Below are 14,991 nucleotides of genomic sequence, written 5' to 3' on the forward strand. Positions count from 1 at the left end.
ACAACTAAATCTGCGCCATACCACCATCAACAAACAGTTCGGTGGCGTTAATAAAGCTGGAATCGTCGGAGGCCAGAAACGCCACTACCTTACCAATCTCTTCCGGCTCACCGAGACGGCCCAGCGGCACCTGCGCGGCCAGCGCATCAAACAAACCCTGACGCTGCTCTTCGCTAACCAGTTCACCTAACCCTGGGGTACGAATCGGACCAGGGCTGACCACGTTGATGCGGATGCCGCGTTCTTTCACATCCAGCGCCCATGAGCGGGCAAAGTTACGCACTGCGGCTTTGCTGGCACTGTAGACGCTGAATCCGGCGGTGCCTTTCACCGAGGTGGTGGAGGCGGTAAGAATTACCGACGCCTTGTCACTCAGCAACGGCAGCGCTTTTTGTACGGTGAATAATACGCCACGTACGTTGGTGCCAAAGATACGGTCAAAATGTTCTTCGGTGATGCTGCCGAGCGGCAACATATCGCCGCCACCGGCGTTGGCGAACAGGATATCAAGGCGGCCAGCCTGTTGGGCGATTTGAGCATATACGGCGTCGAGATCGCTCAGGACCGACGCATCAGCGCGAATGCCGGTAGCGGCTGCGCCAATGCTGGCGACGGCGGCATCGAGTTCTGCCTGACGGCGTCCGGTAATAAACACCTGCGCGCCGCGTGCTGCCAGGACTTGTGCTGACGCCAGACCGATACCGCTGGTGCCACCGGTAACCAATGCAATTTTACCTTTCAGTGATGCGTTCATGTTTGTCTCTCCAGATTGATGATTTAACGTGTCGTGTAGTGCATGGACGCAATGTAACCTTGCCGCGTTTAGTGATAAATCGTGTAAAATGAAAAGGACTATTCACATACATGGATAATAACTGAGGGCGCAATGGATCAACTGCTGGCGATCAGGGCGTTTGCCCGCGTGGTGGAAGCGGGGAATTTTACCCGCGCGGCGGATTCACTCGATATGCCGAATGCTACCTTGAGCAAGCTGGTGCAGGAGCTGGAGGCGCATCTGGGGATTCGCTTGCTGCAACGCACCACGCGCCGCGTCACGGTGACGGCGGAAGGGCGCGATTACTACGAAAAAGCGCTGCGTATCGTGCGCGACCTGGAGGATATCGATGCGTCGTTTAACGTGGTCAGCAGCCGTTTGCGTGGACATCTGCGCATTGATGTTGGCGGCTCAACCGCCCGCGATGTGCTGATTCCGGCGCTCCCCGATTTTCTCGCGCGTTATCCTGATATCCGCATTGATCTGGGGGTGTCGGATCGCGCAGTGGATTTGATCAGCGACAACGTCGATTGCGTGATTCGCGGTGGGCCGCTGAGCGATTCATCGTTGATCGCCCGCCATATCGGCAATGCCACCATGATTACCTGCGCCACACCCGGCTATCTGAAAGCTTTTGGCGTGCCAGCTTACCCGGATGAGTTAAAAAACGGCCACCGGTTGATCAGCTACCTGTCACCACAAAGTGGGCGTCCGTTTCCGTTTCGCTTTATGCGTGAGGGGGAGAGAACCGAGATCAAGAGCGAGCACCGTATCGGTGTCAACGAGAGCAACGCACATCTGGCGGCGGCATTGGCCGGGCTGGGGATAATCCAGACCTTTACCTATGCCACTGCGGAAGCGCAGCAACGAGGGGCGCTGGTGGAGATCCTCAAACCCTGGCGACCGGCCGCCTATCCGTTTCATGTGGTTTACCCGCAAAACCGCCATGTGACGCAGCGGTTGCGGGTGTTTATTGACTGGCTGATTGCGGTGTTTCCACAACGTCTCAGGGGCGTCTGAACAGCGCGAGGCTGCGGCCTTCCAGCTCGAAATCTTTCTCTTTGGTGATCACTAATCCGGGTTGATAATTGTCGCTGGTACTCAGTTCCAGCACCCAGCCTCCTTCACCAAACTGTGGGATACGGAACGGCACGTTGCCTTCAAATGGGTTAAACAGCATCAACACGTCATGCCAGATACCCTCAACGGTTTGCAGGTCGGGACGGCCAATATACATGCCGAGGGTCGTGCCTTCTTCCCAGTGCTCCGACTGTTGCAGGCCGCCACCGGCGTTGAACCATTCAATCACCATGCCGTCGCGCCAGTTCTCGCGATGCAGCAGCGGCTGACTGGCGCGCAACCGAATAAGCTGGCGAGTAAATTCGCGCAGCGCGTCGGCGCTGGCGGGCAGGTTTTCCCAGTGAACCCACGAGATTTCGCTGTCCTGGCAGTAACCGTTATTGTTGCCCATCTGGCTGCGGCCAAACTCGTCACCGGCCAGCATCATGGGGGTACCGTGGGAAAACAGCAGGGTAGCGAGAAAATTGCGCTTCTGGCGTTCACGCACCGCATTGATGTGTTCGTCGTCGGTTGGGCCTTCTGCGCCGTAATTATACGAACGATTGTCGTTGTGACCGTCGTTGTTCTCTTCGCCGTTGGCCTCATTGTGTTTTTCGTTGTACGACACCAGGTCATTCAGGGTAAAGCCGTCATGGGCGGTGATAAAATTGATGCTGGCCCACGGGCGGCGACCACGTTGATCATACAAATCGCCGGATCCGAGCAGACGCGCGGCAAAATCGCTGGAGACATTGTCGCCTTTCCAGTATTCACGTACCGTGTCACGATATTTGTCGTTCCACTCCGCCCAGCCAGGTGGAAATGCGCCAACCTGATAACCGCCAGGGCCGATATCCCAGGGTTCACCGATCAGTTTCAGTTTCCCTAACACCGGGTCCTGGGTCATGGCATCAAAAAAGCCGCCGCGTGGGTCGAACCCTCCGGGTTCACGTCCCAGAATGGTGCCAAGATCGAAGCGAAAACCATCGATATGCATCGATTCAGCCCAATAGCGCAGGGAATCCATAATCATCTGCAACACTCGTGGGTGTGAGGTGTTGACGGTATTACCGGTGCCGGTGTCGTTAACGTAGTAACGATGCTGATCCGCCAGGGTGCGGTAATAGGAGTAGTTGTCGATGCCTTTAAACGACAGGGTCGGTCCCAGTTCGTTGCCCTCCGCCGTGTGGTTATACACCACATCAAGAATCACCTCGATACCGGCATCGTGTAGCGCGCGTACCATATCGCGAAACCCCTGGATACCGCGTGGGCCAAAATAGCGCGCCGCAGGGGAAAAGAAGTTCAGCGTGTTGTAACCCCAGAAGTTTTTCAGTCCCTTATCCAGCAGATGCTGGTCGTCGGGAAACCAGTGCACCGGCAATAACTCGACCGAGGTGATGCCCAGGCTTTTGAGATAATTCACCGACGCGCGATGCGACATGCCGTCATAGGTGCCACGCAGCGCTTCAGGAATGGCCGGGTTAAGCTGGGTGAAGCCTTTGACATGGGTTTCATAGATGATGGCCTGCGACCAGGGGATAACGGGGCGGTTTTGGTCGTGCCAGTCGAATTCGTTGGGATCGATAACCCGACATTTTGGTGTAAAGGCGGCGCTGTCGTGGGTATCAAACGTCAGATCCTTGTCTTCGCCGTCGTGATGTAAATCATAGGCGAAATGCGCCTCGTTCCAGGCGATATCACCGGAAAGATCACGGGCGTAGGGGTCCAGCAGCAGCTTATGCGGGTTAAAACGGTGACCATTTTCCGGATCAAACGGACCGTGTACGCGATAACCATATAGCGCGCCAGGTTGCAGGCCAGGAATATAACCATGCCAGACTTCATGGGTGTACTCCGGCAGGTCAAATCTGGCGATTTCATGCTGTCCACTGTCATCGTACAGGCAGAGTTCGACGCGCTCAGCGTGCGCGGAGAACAGGGCAAAGTTCACCCCATCACCATCGAAATTGGCCCCCAGCGGATAGCTGTAACCGGCGGTAATAACGCCAGGTTTGGTGTGTGACATGGTTCCCTCTCCTGTAAATAAACACCTGATTTCGATATGCGCGATAAATCTCGCCGCTACGAGTCGTATGAATCCGGTAGCGGCGCGATTTATCGCGCAGTTATTGTGAGCTGCTAAATAAAACCAGGTAAGGCTCAGCGCTGATCAACGTATCGCCCACGTCAATTTCGCCGCCTTGCAGCACGTCACGGTAGCGGCGTGCAGTCAGCGATGCGGGCAGATCAATCGGTGCCCGCGGCAGCGGATGCGGCAACTGCCCCTGAAACGCCGTGAACGGCAGACGCGGCACCACCACCAACAGCGCTGCGTCTCCGTCGGTGCGCGCAAAGGCAATCACATCGTCCCGTGAGGTTGCCAGCGGCAGATAAGCACCGGTGTCAAACAACGGCGCATGTTGCTGGCGCACAGACAGTAACGCGGCGATCGCCTGTTGTTTTATCTGGCCATTGAGCCAGCTGTAGGGCGGCGACTCAGCCAGCATCTGTTGTAGCCGGGCAAAATCGGGTGGCTGACGGTTGTCGGGATCGACCAGACTAAAATTCAGTGCTTCGCTCCCCTGATAGATATCCGGCACGCCTGGCGCGACCAGCTTGATCAGCGTCTGACTCAGGCTGTTTGCCAGCCCGGCATGAATAAACGGTTGGAGCGTGGTGGTGAAATCCTGCAAAAAGTCCGGGTTGTCGGGCGACAGTAACTGATGGGCGTAGGCCAGCACCGTCTGTTCATAGTGTTGATTGTCCTCCGCCCAGTCGGTGCGCAGTTTCGCTTCGCGCAGGGCTTTTTCGACAAAATCAATAAAACGTGTTTCCAGCGCCTGTAATGCTGGCGCGTCATCGGGTTTCAGCGTTACCGGCCACACCCCTGCCAGCGCCTGATACAGCAGCCACTCCACCGCCGGTTCCGGGGCCGGGCCATCGCGCAACTGCCGGACGAATGGCTGATGCAGCTGTCGCCAGCGCGCCACCGCGGCTGCCCAGCGCTCTGGCGCTTCGCTGAGGGCATACAAACGGGCGCGGGCATCTTCGCCGCGCTTGGTATCATGGGTGGAGGTGCTGGAAAGTCCGGCGGGTTGTTGTTGCTGTCGTGCCTGCATTGCGCGGTGGAAACGGGTTGGCGAGAAGTCACCTGCCAGTGGCTCTGCACCCACTTCATTCAACGCCAGCGCCACGCTTTGACGGAAGAAAAGGGTGTCCTCTACCGATTTTGCCATCAGCGGGCCGCTAAGTTGCTGAAAGCGGGTGCGAAACAGCGCGGTAGCGTCATCTGGCGCCGTACCGCGAAAAAGCCGGGTTAGCGGGGTATCCGCCCCGATTTGCGCCACAATTTTTTGCAGCAGCAGGTCATCAGTCGCAGGTAACCCCGCAGCGGTGGCATAGGTGCGATATACCGGGAAGGCCAGCAGCAATTCACGTAGATCGTTCTCCAGTGAGTCAGTGGCGACCAGTTGCTGCGCCAGTGCCAGCAGCCGGGTAAATTCGCCTGCGAAATTGCGATCAACCATCAGCGCTTTCGCCGCCCGTAATTCAGCGTCCATATTCAGTGACTTGCCGGTTACCGCGTTGTAAGCGTGGCGCAGCGCCTGAATGCCAGGGCCGGCGACCAGCGCATCGGCGAGGGCGGCGATAAATTCATAACCGGTGGTGCCAGATACCGGCCAGTCTGCGGCCAGCGCTTCATCGCCTGCCAGAATTTTCTCCACCGTGATATAGCACGCCGGGCCGACCTGCTGACGCAGTCGTGTCAGATAACCTTTGGGGTCGGCCAGACCATCAATATGATCGATACGTAACCCGTTGACCGCACCGCTGTGCACCAGTTCGAGAATCAGCTGATGGGTTGCGTCAAATACTTCCGGGTCTTCGACCCGCACGCCGACCAGCCCGGTGATTTCGAAAAAACGCCGATACGAAAGATCGCGCGGTGCATCGGTCCAGCTCATCAGCCGATAGGGCTGGCGTTCGTGCAGCGCGGTAAGGTCCACCTTGTCCTGAAGATTTAGCCCCTGCCAGCTATCCAGTGTCAGTGGGTAAACATTGTCGTAATACGCGAAAGCGGGCAGACCGGTGAGGGGATCGGCTTTGACGCTGATTTCTCCCTTTTCCAACGCTTCGGAAAAAGGTGTGCCGAGAAACGGCAGCGTCAGCGGGCGCGACCAGTCAATATCAAAGAAATGCGCGTAGCGGCTGTGCTCGCCGTGCGCGATAACATCACGCCACCACGGATTTTCCAGCGAAGCCGCCATATGATTGGGCACGATATCGAGGATCAGCCCCAGACCGGCGTTTTGCAGTGCCTGCACCAGGCGATCAAAACCCGCCCGTCCACCTAATGCCGGGTCAATTTGCGTGGCCCGCGTAACATCATAACCGTGGGTGGAATGGGTGGTAGCGGTGAAAATGGGGGAGGCATACAGATGGCTCACGCCCAACTTTTTCAGATAAGGCACCAGCCTGGCGGCACGATCAAACGTCATGCCGTCACGAAACTGAATGCGGTAAGTTGCGGTTGGAATGGTCATGGTTGATCCTCCAGCGCCAGCCGTACGATCACCGAATTGGGTGGCAACGAAGCGGTCACCGGAGTCGAGCTAAACAGGGTAGTACCGGGCAGCGCTGGCAGCGGCTGTGCTTGCTCGCCGATATTCAGCGCCAGCGACAGGGTCCCTGCGGGAAAATGCCAACTGACTGCAACCAAACCTGGCGCGATGGTGATAACCCGGCCCTTGGGCGTGTGATTCAGTAATGGCACGATATGTTGCTGACGCAACGCCAGCAGTTGCCGGGTCAACGCCAGCCACGCTTGTCCCTCGCTGCCGCTGGTTTTCGACCAGTCGAGCTTCGACCTCACAAAGGTGTTGCGGGCATTTGGGTCCGGCACGCTGTCAGCCTCATGTCCGGCATGGCCGGTAAACTCGCGGGCACGCCCCTCGCGTACGGCTTTTGCCAGATCACCGTGGAAATCGGTGAAGAACAGAAAAGGGTGCGTCTCGCCATACTCCTCACCCATAAACAGCAATGGAATATGTGGTGCGAGCAGCAAGGTGGCAAACAATACCTGAGTGCGAGCCTTTCCGGCGAGGGTAAGCAGCCTGTCACCCTGGGCGCGGTTGCCGACCTGGTCGTGGTTTTGAATAAAATCGACAAAAGCCACCGGCGGTTGCCCGGAACTGTCCACTCCGCGTGGCTTGCCGCTGTGGGGCGAAACTTCGCCCTGATAAGCAAAGCCCTGCGTCAGGATGCGGGCCAGCAGTTTTTCCGGCTGGTCGGCAAAATCGGTGTAGTACGCATGGGTTTCACCGGTGGCGAGGACATGAATCGCGTTATGGAAGTCATCATTCCACTCGCCGGTAAACAGTGGCGCGCTGCCGTCCGGGTCGCGTGGATGCAGAAAAATAACGTTGCGACTGTCTTCGGTGGTGAGATGAATCTGCCGGTCGCTGATCTCCTGACGAATACGCTCAGCGATTTCCAGCAATACGTGTTGCCCGGATGGGTCTTTGATCTGGTCGATGGCGTCAAAGCGCAGGCCATCAAAGCGGAATTCTTTCAGCCAGTACAAGGGCGCTTCGACAATGTAGTGACGTGCCGGCGCGACATCATAGGCGATTGCGGCCCCCCAGGGCGTCATCCGTTGCTGGTGGAAAAAATCCGGTGATAACAGCGGCAGATAATTGCCTTCCGGGCCAAAGTGGTTAAGCACGATATCCAGTACCACTGAGATACCCAACCCGTGCGCGGCATCCACCAGCGCCCGCAGCTCATCGGGCGTGCCGTAGGCCGAATGGGGGGCATAGAGCAGCACGCCGTCATAACCCCAGCCACGGTTACCGCCAAACTGCGCAACCGGCAGCAGCTCAATCATGGTGATGCCCAGTTCCGCCAGGTGCGGCAGCTTTTCAATCGCCGCCTGAAACGTGCCCTGCGGTGTAAAAGTGCCGATATGCAGCTCGTAGAAAACACTCTCTTCCCAGCGGCGTCCGGTCCAGTCAGGGTGCTGCCAGGGATAGTGGTTGGGATCAATCACCAGCGAGGGGCCATTCACATCGGATTGTTGCGCGCGTGAGGCGGGATCGGGCACCAGCGTGCCATCGGCCAACAGATACTGATAAGGCGTGCCTGGCGTCACATGGCTCTCCTGCCATGTAAACCAGCCGTTGCCACTGGCTTCCATCACATGATCATCGCCCGCCAGACGCAGTGTGACGCTGCGCTGGCCGGAGGCCCAGAGGCGAAAGCGCACGCTGCCGTCAGGTGCATACTCAGCACCCCAACTTTTGTTAAAGGTATTGGACTCCATTTTATCGCCTCGCTGGTTCCAGAAGTGAGCTGTCAACGACGTCGCGCAGTTTCTAATACGGTAATGCGAGCTATAAATTTCGGGGTGGTCAGGGATTAGCCTGTGAGAAACAAGCATAGACTACGGTGGCATGTTTTCCGTAACGGCGCGATTTATCGCAGGCAGATACGCAATTCTGCACGGGCAGTAGCGGCGCGATTTATCGCGCGGCTTTTTCCTGCATCATGCACAGGATTGCGCGATAAACCGTGCCGCTACGAGAAGGTAGGCATTTTATGGCTGTGGTTGCAGGAAATACGTGCCGCTATACGGAATCGGCAGATAGTCATGGAAGATTTGCTTCAGGGTTTGCTCAGGTTCGACATCTTTAAACAGATCCGGGTACAGCGTCTTCGCCATAAACTCAGTGGCGGCGATATGCCACGGGCTGAGGTAGAAATTCATCCAAATCACCGCCGCATGACCGTTGCGCAGTGCTTTCAGTTCACGCAGGCCGTTCTGTTTTGCGGTCATGGCGTTAAAGCTGCTTTGCACTGCTTGCGGAGCCACTGCCGGACCTAACTTCAGCGCGCTTTGCGCATCGTTATCCCCTGCACCCGTGGCGATGTAGTATTCCGGTTGCGTGGCGATCACCGTCTCTTCACTCAGACGCCCAAACACGCCTTGCACAGTTTTGCTGGCGATATTGTCGCCTCCGGCCGCGTTCAGCAATTCACCCAGGCTGCCTTTTACGGCGGTGACGCAACATTCATTGCGACGTCCGAGATGGAGTTGCAGCAGCACCGTCGGTTTTGGCCCCTGATAACTCGCCAGACGCTGCTGAATCACCTGCATGTGCGCGCGGTAGAAATCATTGAAGGCGTTGGCTCGTGCCTGCTGGTTCAGTACTTCACCAAAGATTGCGACGCTGCGCGTGGTGTTCTTCAGCAAATGTACGCGCAGGTCGATTTTAACCACCGGAATGTGCGCCGCCTTGAGCATCGCTGCCAGGCGCAAATCGCCGTCGTCATAGCGTGCCAGGCTTGGCAGGATCACCACGTCCGGTTTTAACGCCAGCACCTGCTCCGGGTTTATATCATTGATACCACCGGAACCCAGCGTCGGGATCTTCAGCATCTGCGGAAACTGACGCGCAAAGATGTCCCAGGTCTGGCTGTCATACTTTTTCAGGTCCTGCGGCCAGCCGACAATATATTTGAACGGATCACCCGGTTCCAGCATTGCCAGCGTGTACAGCATACGGCTTTCGCCCAGCACGATGCGCTGTGGATTGTCAGGAATGGTGACTTGATTGCCATCAATATCGGTGATGGTTTTTGCCAACGCATGACTACTCAGCAGCAGTAAAAACAGGGCCATTACCCCGCGTAATGGCCGGATGATTAACGCCTTAGAATTCAACGATCGCCTCTCTTTCTCAGCGAATTTGGTGGGTTATGATGTAATTGAGAATCATTCAACCATGAGGGAATGTAGTAGTAAATTTAAAAAACACCCGAGTCGCTACAGCGACAATAGCGACATTTTTGAACCAGTCATTTTATTAATAACCTATTGAATAATATCCATTATAAAGATATAAGGCGATGGTTTTCCGTCACATTTCCCTGTAGTTTTTGTTGTGAAATTCCTTTGGTGTCACTACGGATGTGGCCGTGGGGAGTGCGCCAGTCGGCAACAATCTCATTTAAAACAAACAGATCGGACATAATATGGCGTCAGTAAATAAAATAAAAAATCGTGTCGATGTTCTGGGTGAACGCTATCGCGCGCGGGCTGCTTCGCTTTCACCACAGCTACAAACCGTGGTGCGCTATATCCATGAAAATCGTGAGGCGGTGGTGGAAGCCACGGCAATGGAGATTGCGGCAGCGACCAACAGTTCAGATGCCACGGTAGTCCGTGCGGTGCAGGCATTAGGTTTTGCCGGATTACGAGATTTAAAAAAAACGCTGGAAGTCTGGTTTGGCCCGGTCATGAATTCCGAAGAAAAAATGGCCACCACCGTCAGTGAGCTTTCCTGCGATATTAACTCCGGGATCGATTTTGTGTTGGATGGACATAAACGCGCCTGTGATGCGTTAGCTGAACCGCATAATCGCCAGGCCATTGCCGCCGCGGTGGCATTATTAATTGAGGCGCGTCAGGTTGGCTTATTTGGCATTAATGCCTCAGGTGTGCTGGCGGATTATAGCCGCCGCTTATTGGTGCGTATTGGTATTCCGGCAGTCTCGATAAATCGCTCCGGTATTGCGTTGGCGGAACAACTTATCGCCTTACAACGTGGTGACGTGTTGATCATGATGGCGCAAAAATCGGCGCATCGGGAAGGGATTACCACCATCAAGGAAGCAAAACGTCTGGGGATCCCGATTATTTTGCTGACCAATGCCGCGGATTCTGTTTTCGCCAAAGAAGCGGATGTGGTGATCAATGTGCCACGCGGCGGGGAAGATGGCCGTATGCCGTTGCATAGCGCGGTGCTGGTGTGTCTGGAAATGCTGATTTTGTCGGTGGCGTCGGCCAATGCGACGCGCACCGTCAAAACCATGAAGCGCATTCAGGATCTGAATCGCAGCATGAAACCGACCAGCAAAAAGTAGTCGGGTTATTTTACGCTGGCGACCTGCGGGGTTGGTCGGTCAGCTTTGACCACCAGCCAAACCGCACAAACGATCAGCAACGCTCCGGCGGTAAATCCTTGATTTAACGCCTCGCCCAGTACCAGCCAACCCCAGAAAATGCCGAAAGGTGGGATCAGGAAAGTCACGGTCAGGGTACGCAGTGGGCCGATATCTGCCAGCAAGCGGAAATAAAGAATGTAAGCCAGCGCCGTACAGATAAAGCCCACCGCCAGAATGCAAGCCCAGACCTCCGGGATTTGCCACTGGCTGGCTGCGGTCTGCGGCGCGGTAACGGCAAAGAACGGCAGCAGAAAGCAGGATGCCCCCAGTTGGCTACCAAACGCCACTTTGGTGGCATCCATCCCTCCGCGTGCAGTGATCCAACGTTTGGCGAGAAACCCAGCGATGCCGTAGCAGGTGGTTGCTACCAGACAAGCCAGAATGCCAAGGATTAACGCGCGGGTAAGATGTGCTTCACCGGTGGTACTGATTAGCAGGATACCGGCAAACCCCGCCACCATACCCATCACTTTCTTCAACGTCAGTTTTTCGGCAAAGAAGGCCGCACCCATGATTACGCCCATCAGCGGCGCAGTGGCGTTCAGGATGGCGGAATAGCCAGCGGGCAACACGCGTGCAGCGAGGCAATACATCAGGAACGGCAGCCCGGAGTTGATCACCCCAAGCAGCATTGCCCAGCGCAGTTTGCCGTCGAAACGCAGCGGCATTCTCAGCACAGCCATAATCACCAGCAGGCCGATACTGCCGCAAACCACGCGCAGAAACGCGGTATTGACGGCACCTAATGCCGGAACGGCAATGCGCATAAACAAAAAACTGGCTCCCCAGATGGCTGCCAGCAGCAGGAGGCGTAACGTATCCGTTGTTCGCATAAGGTTTTCTTTGATGAAGGATTGGGTAAGGGCGACACTGTAAATTTAAACAGGGCAAGTGGCAAGGTGATTAGAATATGAAATCAGCCGCGAGCTGTCGTGCTTCCCCTCAAAACAAAACTGTGGCATCATTTAGGAATCAATCATTTCCTAAATGGTAATAAGATGTCTGTACAGCCCCGTGAACGCGGTCGCCCGCGTCAGTTTGACACCGATGCCGCGCTCGATCGTGCCATGCTGGTATTTCGTGAAAAGGGCTACCACAGCGCGTCAATCAGCGATCTCAGCGCAGCGATGCAACTTACCGCCGGCAGTATCTACAAAGCCTTTACCGACAAACGCGGCCTGTTTTTGCAGGTGTTCGCGCGCTATACCTCGCTACGTAATCAGGCGCTGCGCCAGCGGCTGGCGCAACAACCGGATGGCCGGTCGCGTATTGCTGAAGTGCTGCGTTTTTACCTTGAATCCGCCAGTGATATTGAAGGGCGGCGCGGTTGCCTGGTGGTGGGGAGTGCTATCGAGCTCCAGGTACTGGATGCAGAGCTTGCTGAACTGGTGCGTGCGGCGCTCGAACGCAACCAGCAATCGATGCTGCAATTGCTGGAGCAGGGGCAGCAGGATGGTTCGGTTAATCCACAACTTGACGCTGAAGCCGTGGGAGGCGTGTTGCTCTGTCTGGTGTTGGGAATGCGCGTGGCTGGAAAAATGCAGGATTTACCGGCGCGTGAGCGACTGATAGCCAGCGCCCTGACGCTGCTGAATTAAAATTTTTTACCTAATAAGGAAATAATCATTTCCTAAATAACTGGAGGTTTACATGTCCGATCATGCTATCGCCCAACCCTGGTCCCAACCGGTGGCGAATCTGCCCGGTTTTGCGCATCACTACGCCACCGTGGAGGGCGTTCGTCTGCACTATGTCAGCGGCGGCAATCCGCAGGGAGAAATTTTACTGTTGCTGGCTGGCTTCCCACAAAGCTGGTACGCCTGGCATCAGGTCATGGCGCAGTTGGCCGATCGGTATTTCATTATCGCGCCGGATTTGCCCGGACAGGGTGACTCTGACAAACCGTCGGCTGGTTACGATACTCAGGCACTGGCGGCTAAGGTTCAGGGGCTGATGCAACAGCTTGGTCATCCGCGCTATTACCTGGCCGCGCATGACGTAGGAGCCTGGGTCGCCTGGCCGTATGCCGTGCGCTACAGCCAGCAAGTTATCAAACTGGCGCTGCTGGACGCGGGCATTCCGGGGATCACATTGCCCGAGGCGCTTCCAGCCACGCCGGATAAAGCCTGGAAGACCTGGCACTTTGCCTTCCATTTATTGCCGGATTTACCGGAAGCCTTAATCAGTGGGCGCGAGGAGATTTATCTGGAGTGGTTTCTGCGGCGTAAAACCGCCAGCCCGATGGTATTCAGCGACGCTGACATGGCTGAATATGTGCGTTTGCTACGTCAGAATGGCGCGTTGCGCGCCGGACTGGCACCCTATCGGGTAGTGACGCAATCGGCGGAGCAGAATCGGGCGCTGCGTGAGCAGGGCAAACTGACGCTGCCGCTGCTGGCAATCAGCGCCGATCAGGGTTCCATCCCCGATATGGCGACACCGCTACGGCAGTTTGCCGACGATGTCACCGGGATCACTATCGCCCAAAGTGGCCATTTCATCCCGGATGAACAACCGCTGGCGCTGGCCGCTGCCCTGGCGCACTTTTTCCGTTAAGCACGCGGGCTGACACCAAAAACTTATTTGGCAAACAGTTGGCTCATATCTTTAAACGCCTTGAATTCCAGCGCGTTACCGCACGGGTCGAACAGGAACATCGTAGCCTGTTCGCCGACCTGCCCTTTAAAGCGAATATAGGGTTCGATCACGAATTTGGTGTTGAACCCGCGCAGGCGTTCAGCCAACGCTTCCCACTCATCCCAATGCAGAATAATGCCGAAGTGCGGCACAGGCACATCATGGCCGTCGACCGGGTTGGAATGTACGTTTTCCTGGGAGGCGGTTTTGGGGTGCTCGTGGATCACCAACTGATGACCATAAAAATCAAAATCGACCCACTGGGTGCTGGAGCGACCTTCTGCCAGACCAAAAATGGTGCCGTAGAAGGTGCGTGCTGCATCAAGATCGTAAACCGGGATGGCAAGGTGAAAAGGGGAAAGGCTCATAGTGTCTCCAGCATCAAAAAGAGGGGGCGGTGCGCCGCTGGTGCAGCATCTGCTCAAAATCATACGAATGGTTTTGTTTGAATAAAAACAATATATAGTTGGGGTTAATACAAATAATTTTTGAGTGTCATCGATGATTCGGGAACTAAAAACCTTCATGGTGGTGGTGCAGGAGGGCAACTTTGCCGCAGCGGGTGACAAAATTGGTCTGACCCAGGCAGCGGTGAGCGCGCAAATGCTCAGACTGGAAGCCGAGTTAGGTTTTGATCTTTTTGACCGCAGCGGGCGCAGCGCCAGGCTTAATCTGCGCGGTCAACAATTGTTGCCGCAGGTGGATGAGCTGCTGACGCTATACCGCCATCTCGGTGATAAGGCCGAACTGCCCCGTCCGGCAGCTCGCGTCACCCTGGGTGCAATTGCCTCTATTCAGCGTTCGCTGTTGCCCACTGCGTTAACGCGATTTCATAAGCAGTTTCCCGGTTGCCAGACGCGCATCGTACCGGGTTTGTCGCTGGAATTGGTCAACCTGGTGGACGCCGGGGAGCTGGATCTGGCGGCAGTGATCCGCCCGCCGTTTGCGCTGCAAACCGATTTGCACTGGACCACCTTACGTCGCGAACCTTACCGATTGATTGTGCCGCGTCAGGTGACGGGGGATGAAGCGGCACAATTGCTGGCGACACATCCGTTTATTCGTTATGACCGTACTTCATTTGGTGGCCGCCAGGTGGACCGTTATCTGCGGGAGCGCAGTATCGATGTGCAGGAGCTGTGCGAAGTGGATGAGCTGGAGGCGATTGTAAAACTGGTGGCGAATGGGTTGGGGGTGGCGTTGGTGCCACAAACCCAACCGACTCAGCGCTGGCCGAAGACGGTGCGGGTGGTGGAGATGGGAGCGGAGACGTTTTACCGCGAGGTAGGGCTGGTGCAGCGGGCCGGGCAGGCGAACTCAGAACTGGCGGGGGAATTGGGACGTTTGCTGGTGGAGGCGGGGTAGGGAAATAACTGCTATACCTGAATACATAAATAACGAAATTCACGAAAACTATTATATATTCAGAAATGAATATATATCATCTGTGAGCCAGATATATTTATTTGGTCTGAGTTGTTACCATTAACGCGACAAATCATTTAGAAATA

Annotated in this window: 12 protein-coding genes; 5 read left to right on the plus strand and 7 right to left on the minus strand. The window is 55.9% G+C overall.

The features are described 5' to 3' along the window. Nucleotides 1-4: 4 nt before the first annotated feature. On the minus strand, nucleotides 5-754 hold the full coding sequence (locus AC6I8T_RS21495) for an SDR family NAD(P)-dependent oxidoreductase (RefSeq protein ID WP_208725856.1): 750 nt from the start codon (nucleotides 752-754) through the stop codon (nucleotides 5-7). Between the two features lie 132 nt (nucleotides 755-886). Between AC6I8T_RS21495 and AC6I8T_RS21500 the strand changes: the two genes are divergently transcribed. Then, nucleotides 887-1,795 carry a LysR family transcriptional regulator gene (locus AC6I8T_RS21500; RefSeq protein WP_208725853.1) on the plus strand — a complete coding sequence of 303 codons (909 nt, stop codon included), beginning with the start codon at nucleotides 887-889 and terminating at the stop codon, nucleotides 1,793-1,795. On the opposite strand, the gene glgX is transcribed toward AC6I8T_RS21500, so the two are convergent. The 4 genes from glgX to AC6I8T_RS21520 all read right to left on the minus strand — a co-directional run bounded on the left by glgX (nucleotide 1,782) and on the right by AC6I8T_RS21520 (nucleotide 9,518). Then, nucleotides 1,782-3,863, minus strand: a complete 2,082-nt coding sequence (gene glgX / locus AC6I8T_RS21505) for a glycogen debranching protein GlgX (protein WP_208725851.1) — start codon at nucleotides 3,861-3,863, stop codon at nucleotides 1,782-1,784. The two genes, AC6I8T_RS21500 and glgX, sit on opposite strands and share 14 nt — an antisense overlap. A gap of 100 nt (nucleotides 3,864-3,963) precedes the next feature. Further along, the gene (gene treY / locus AC6I8T_RS21510; protein WP_497834371.1) at nucleotides 3,964-6,381 is read right to left on the minus strand and encodes a malto-oligosyltrehalose synthase; all 2,418 of its coding nucleotides are present in this window, start codon (nucleotides 6,379-6,381) and stop codon (nucleotides 3,964-3,966) included. Beyond that, on the minus strand, nucleotides 6,378-8,159 hold the full coding sequence (gene treZ, locus AC6I8T_RS21515; RefSeq protein WP_497834372.1) for a malto-oligosyltrehalose trehalohydrolase: 1,782 nt from the start codon (nucleotides 8,157-8,159) through the stop codon (nucleotides 6,378-6,380). Before treZ ends, treY begins: the two co-directional genes overlap by 4 nt. A gap of 273 nt (nucleotides 8,160-8,432) precedes the next feature. Then, on the minus strand, nucleotides 8,433-9,518 hold the full coding sequence (locus tag AC6I8T_RS21520) for an ABC transporter substrate-binding protein (RefSeq protein WP_497831047.1): 1,086 nt from the start codon (nucleotides 9,516-9,518) through the stop codon (nucleotides 8,433-8,435). Nucleotides 9,519-9,871: 353 nt separating this feature from the next. On the opposite strand from AC6I8T_RS21520, the gene AC6I8T_RS21525 reads away from it, so the two are divergent. Continuing rightward, nucleotides 9,872-10,762, plus strand: coding sequence for a MurR/RpiR family transcriptional regulator (locus AC6I8T_RS21525; RefSeq protein ID WP_208725834.1), 891 nt, complete (start codon nucleotides 9,872-9,874; stop codon nucleotides 10,760-10,762). A gap of 5 nt (nucleotides 10,763-10,767) precedes the next feature. Here AC6I8T_RS21525 and AC6I8T_RS21530 read toward each other — a convergent pair whose 3' ends face one another. After that, nucleotides 10,768-11,676, minus strand: a complete 909-nt coding sequence (locus AC6I8T_RS21530) for a DMT family transporter (protein WP_208725832.1) — start codon at nucleotides 11,674-11,676, stop codon at nucleotides 10,768-10,770. 165 nt (nucleotides 11,677-11,841) lie between these two features. Between AC6I8T_RS21530 and AC6I8T_RS21535 the strand changes: the two genes are divergently transcribed. Together AC6I8T_RS21535 and AC6I8T_RS21540 are read left to right on the plus strand one after the other, a co-directional pair. Next, a complete protein-coding gene (locus tag AC6I8T_RS21535) occupies nucleotides 11,842-12,441 on the plus strand; it encodes a TetR/AcrR family transcriptional regulator (protein WP_208725830.1) in 600 nt (199 codons plus the stop codon). Nucleotides 12,442-12,493: 52 nt separating this feature from the next. After that, nucleotides 12,494-13,399, plus strand: a complete 906-nt coding sequence (locus tag AC6I8T_RS21540; protein WP_208725828.1) for an alpha/beta fold hydrolase — start codon at nucleotides 12,494-12,496, stop codon at nucleotides 13,397-13,399. Between the two features lie 23 nt (nucleotides 13,400-13,422). On the opposite strand, the gene AC6I8T_RS21545 is transcribed toward AC6I8T_RS21540, so the two are convergent. Beyond that, complete coding sequence (locus tag AC6I8T_RS21545) at nucleotides 13,423-13,848, minus strand: VOC family protein (protein ID WP_208725826.1); 426 nt, start codon at nucleotides 13,846-13,848, stop codon at nucleotides 13,423-13,425. 133 nt (nucleotides 13,849-13,981) lie between these two features. Here AC6I8T_RS21545 and AC6I8T_RS21550 point away from each other — a divergent pair, with 133 nt between their 5' ends. Beyond that, the gene (locus AC6I8T_RS21550; protein ID WP_208725824.1) at nucleotides 13,982-14,845 is read left to right on the plus strand and encodes a LysR family transcriptional regulator; all 864 of its coding nucleotides are present in this window, start codon (nucleotides 13,982-13,984) and stop codon (nucleotides 14,843-14,845) included. The last annotated feature ends 146 nt before the right edge of the window (nucleotides 14,846-14,991 follow it).

This window comes from Pantoea sp. X-Soil-OKNW-556, from assembly GCF_059730695.1.

Bases quoted from the DNA above. Each gene is read 5' to 3' on its own strand.
- treY (WP_497834371.1), bottom strand. From the start codon at position 6,381: ATGACCATTCCAACCGCAACTTACCGCATTCAGTTTCGTGACGGCATG.
- AC6I8T_RS21500 (WP_208725853.1), top strand. From the start codon at position 887: ATGGATCAACTGCTGGCGATCAGGGCGTTTGCCCGCGTGGTGGAAGCG.
- AC6I8T_RS21525 (WP_208725834.1), top strand. From the start codon at position 9,872: ATGGCGTCAGTAAATAAAATAAAAAATCGTGTCGATGTTCTGGGTGAA.
- AC6I8T_RS21550 (WP_208725824.1), top strand. From the start codon at position 13,982: ATGATTCGGGAACTAAAAACCTTCATGGTGGTGGTGCAGGAGGGCAAC.
- AC6I8T_RS21545 (WP_208725826.1), bottom strand. From the start codon at position 13,848: ATGAGCCTTTCCCCTTTTCACCTTGCCATCCCGGTTTACGATCTTGAT.
- AC6I8T_RS21495 (WP_208725856.1), bottom strand. From the start codon at position 754: ATGAACGCATCACTGAAAGGTAAAATTGCATTGGTTACCGGTGGCACC.
- AC6I8T_RS21530 (WP_208725832.1), bottom strand. From the start codon at position 11,676: ATGCGAACAACGGATACGTTACGCCTCCTGCTGCTGGCAGCCATCTGG.
- treZ (WP_497834372.1), bottom strand. From the start codon at position 8,159: ATGGAGTCCAATACCTTTAACAAAAGTTGGGGTGCTGAGTATGCACCT.
- AC6I8T_RS21520 (WP_497831047.1), bottom strand. From the start codon at position 9,518: ATGGCCCTGTTTTTACTGCTGCTGAGTAGTCATGCGTTGGCAAAAACC.
- AC6I8T_RS21540 (WP_208725828.1), top strand. From the start codon at position 12,494: ATGTCCGATCATGCTATCGCCCAACCCTGGTCCCAACCGGTGGCGAAT.
- AC6I8T_RS21535 (WP_208725830.1), top strand. From the start codon at position 11,842: ATGTCTGTACAGCCCCGTGAACGCGGTCGCCCGCGTCAGTTTGACACC.
- glgX (WP_208725851.1), bottom strand. From the start codon at position 3,863: ATGTCACACACCAAACCTGGCGTTATTACCGCCGGTTACAGCTATCCG.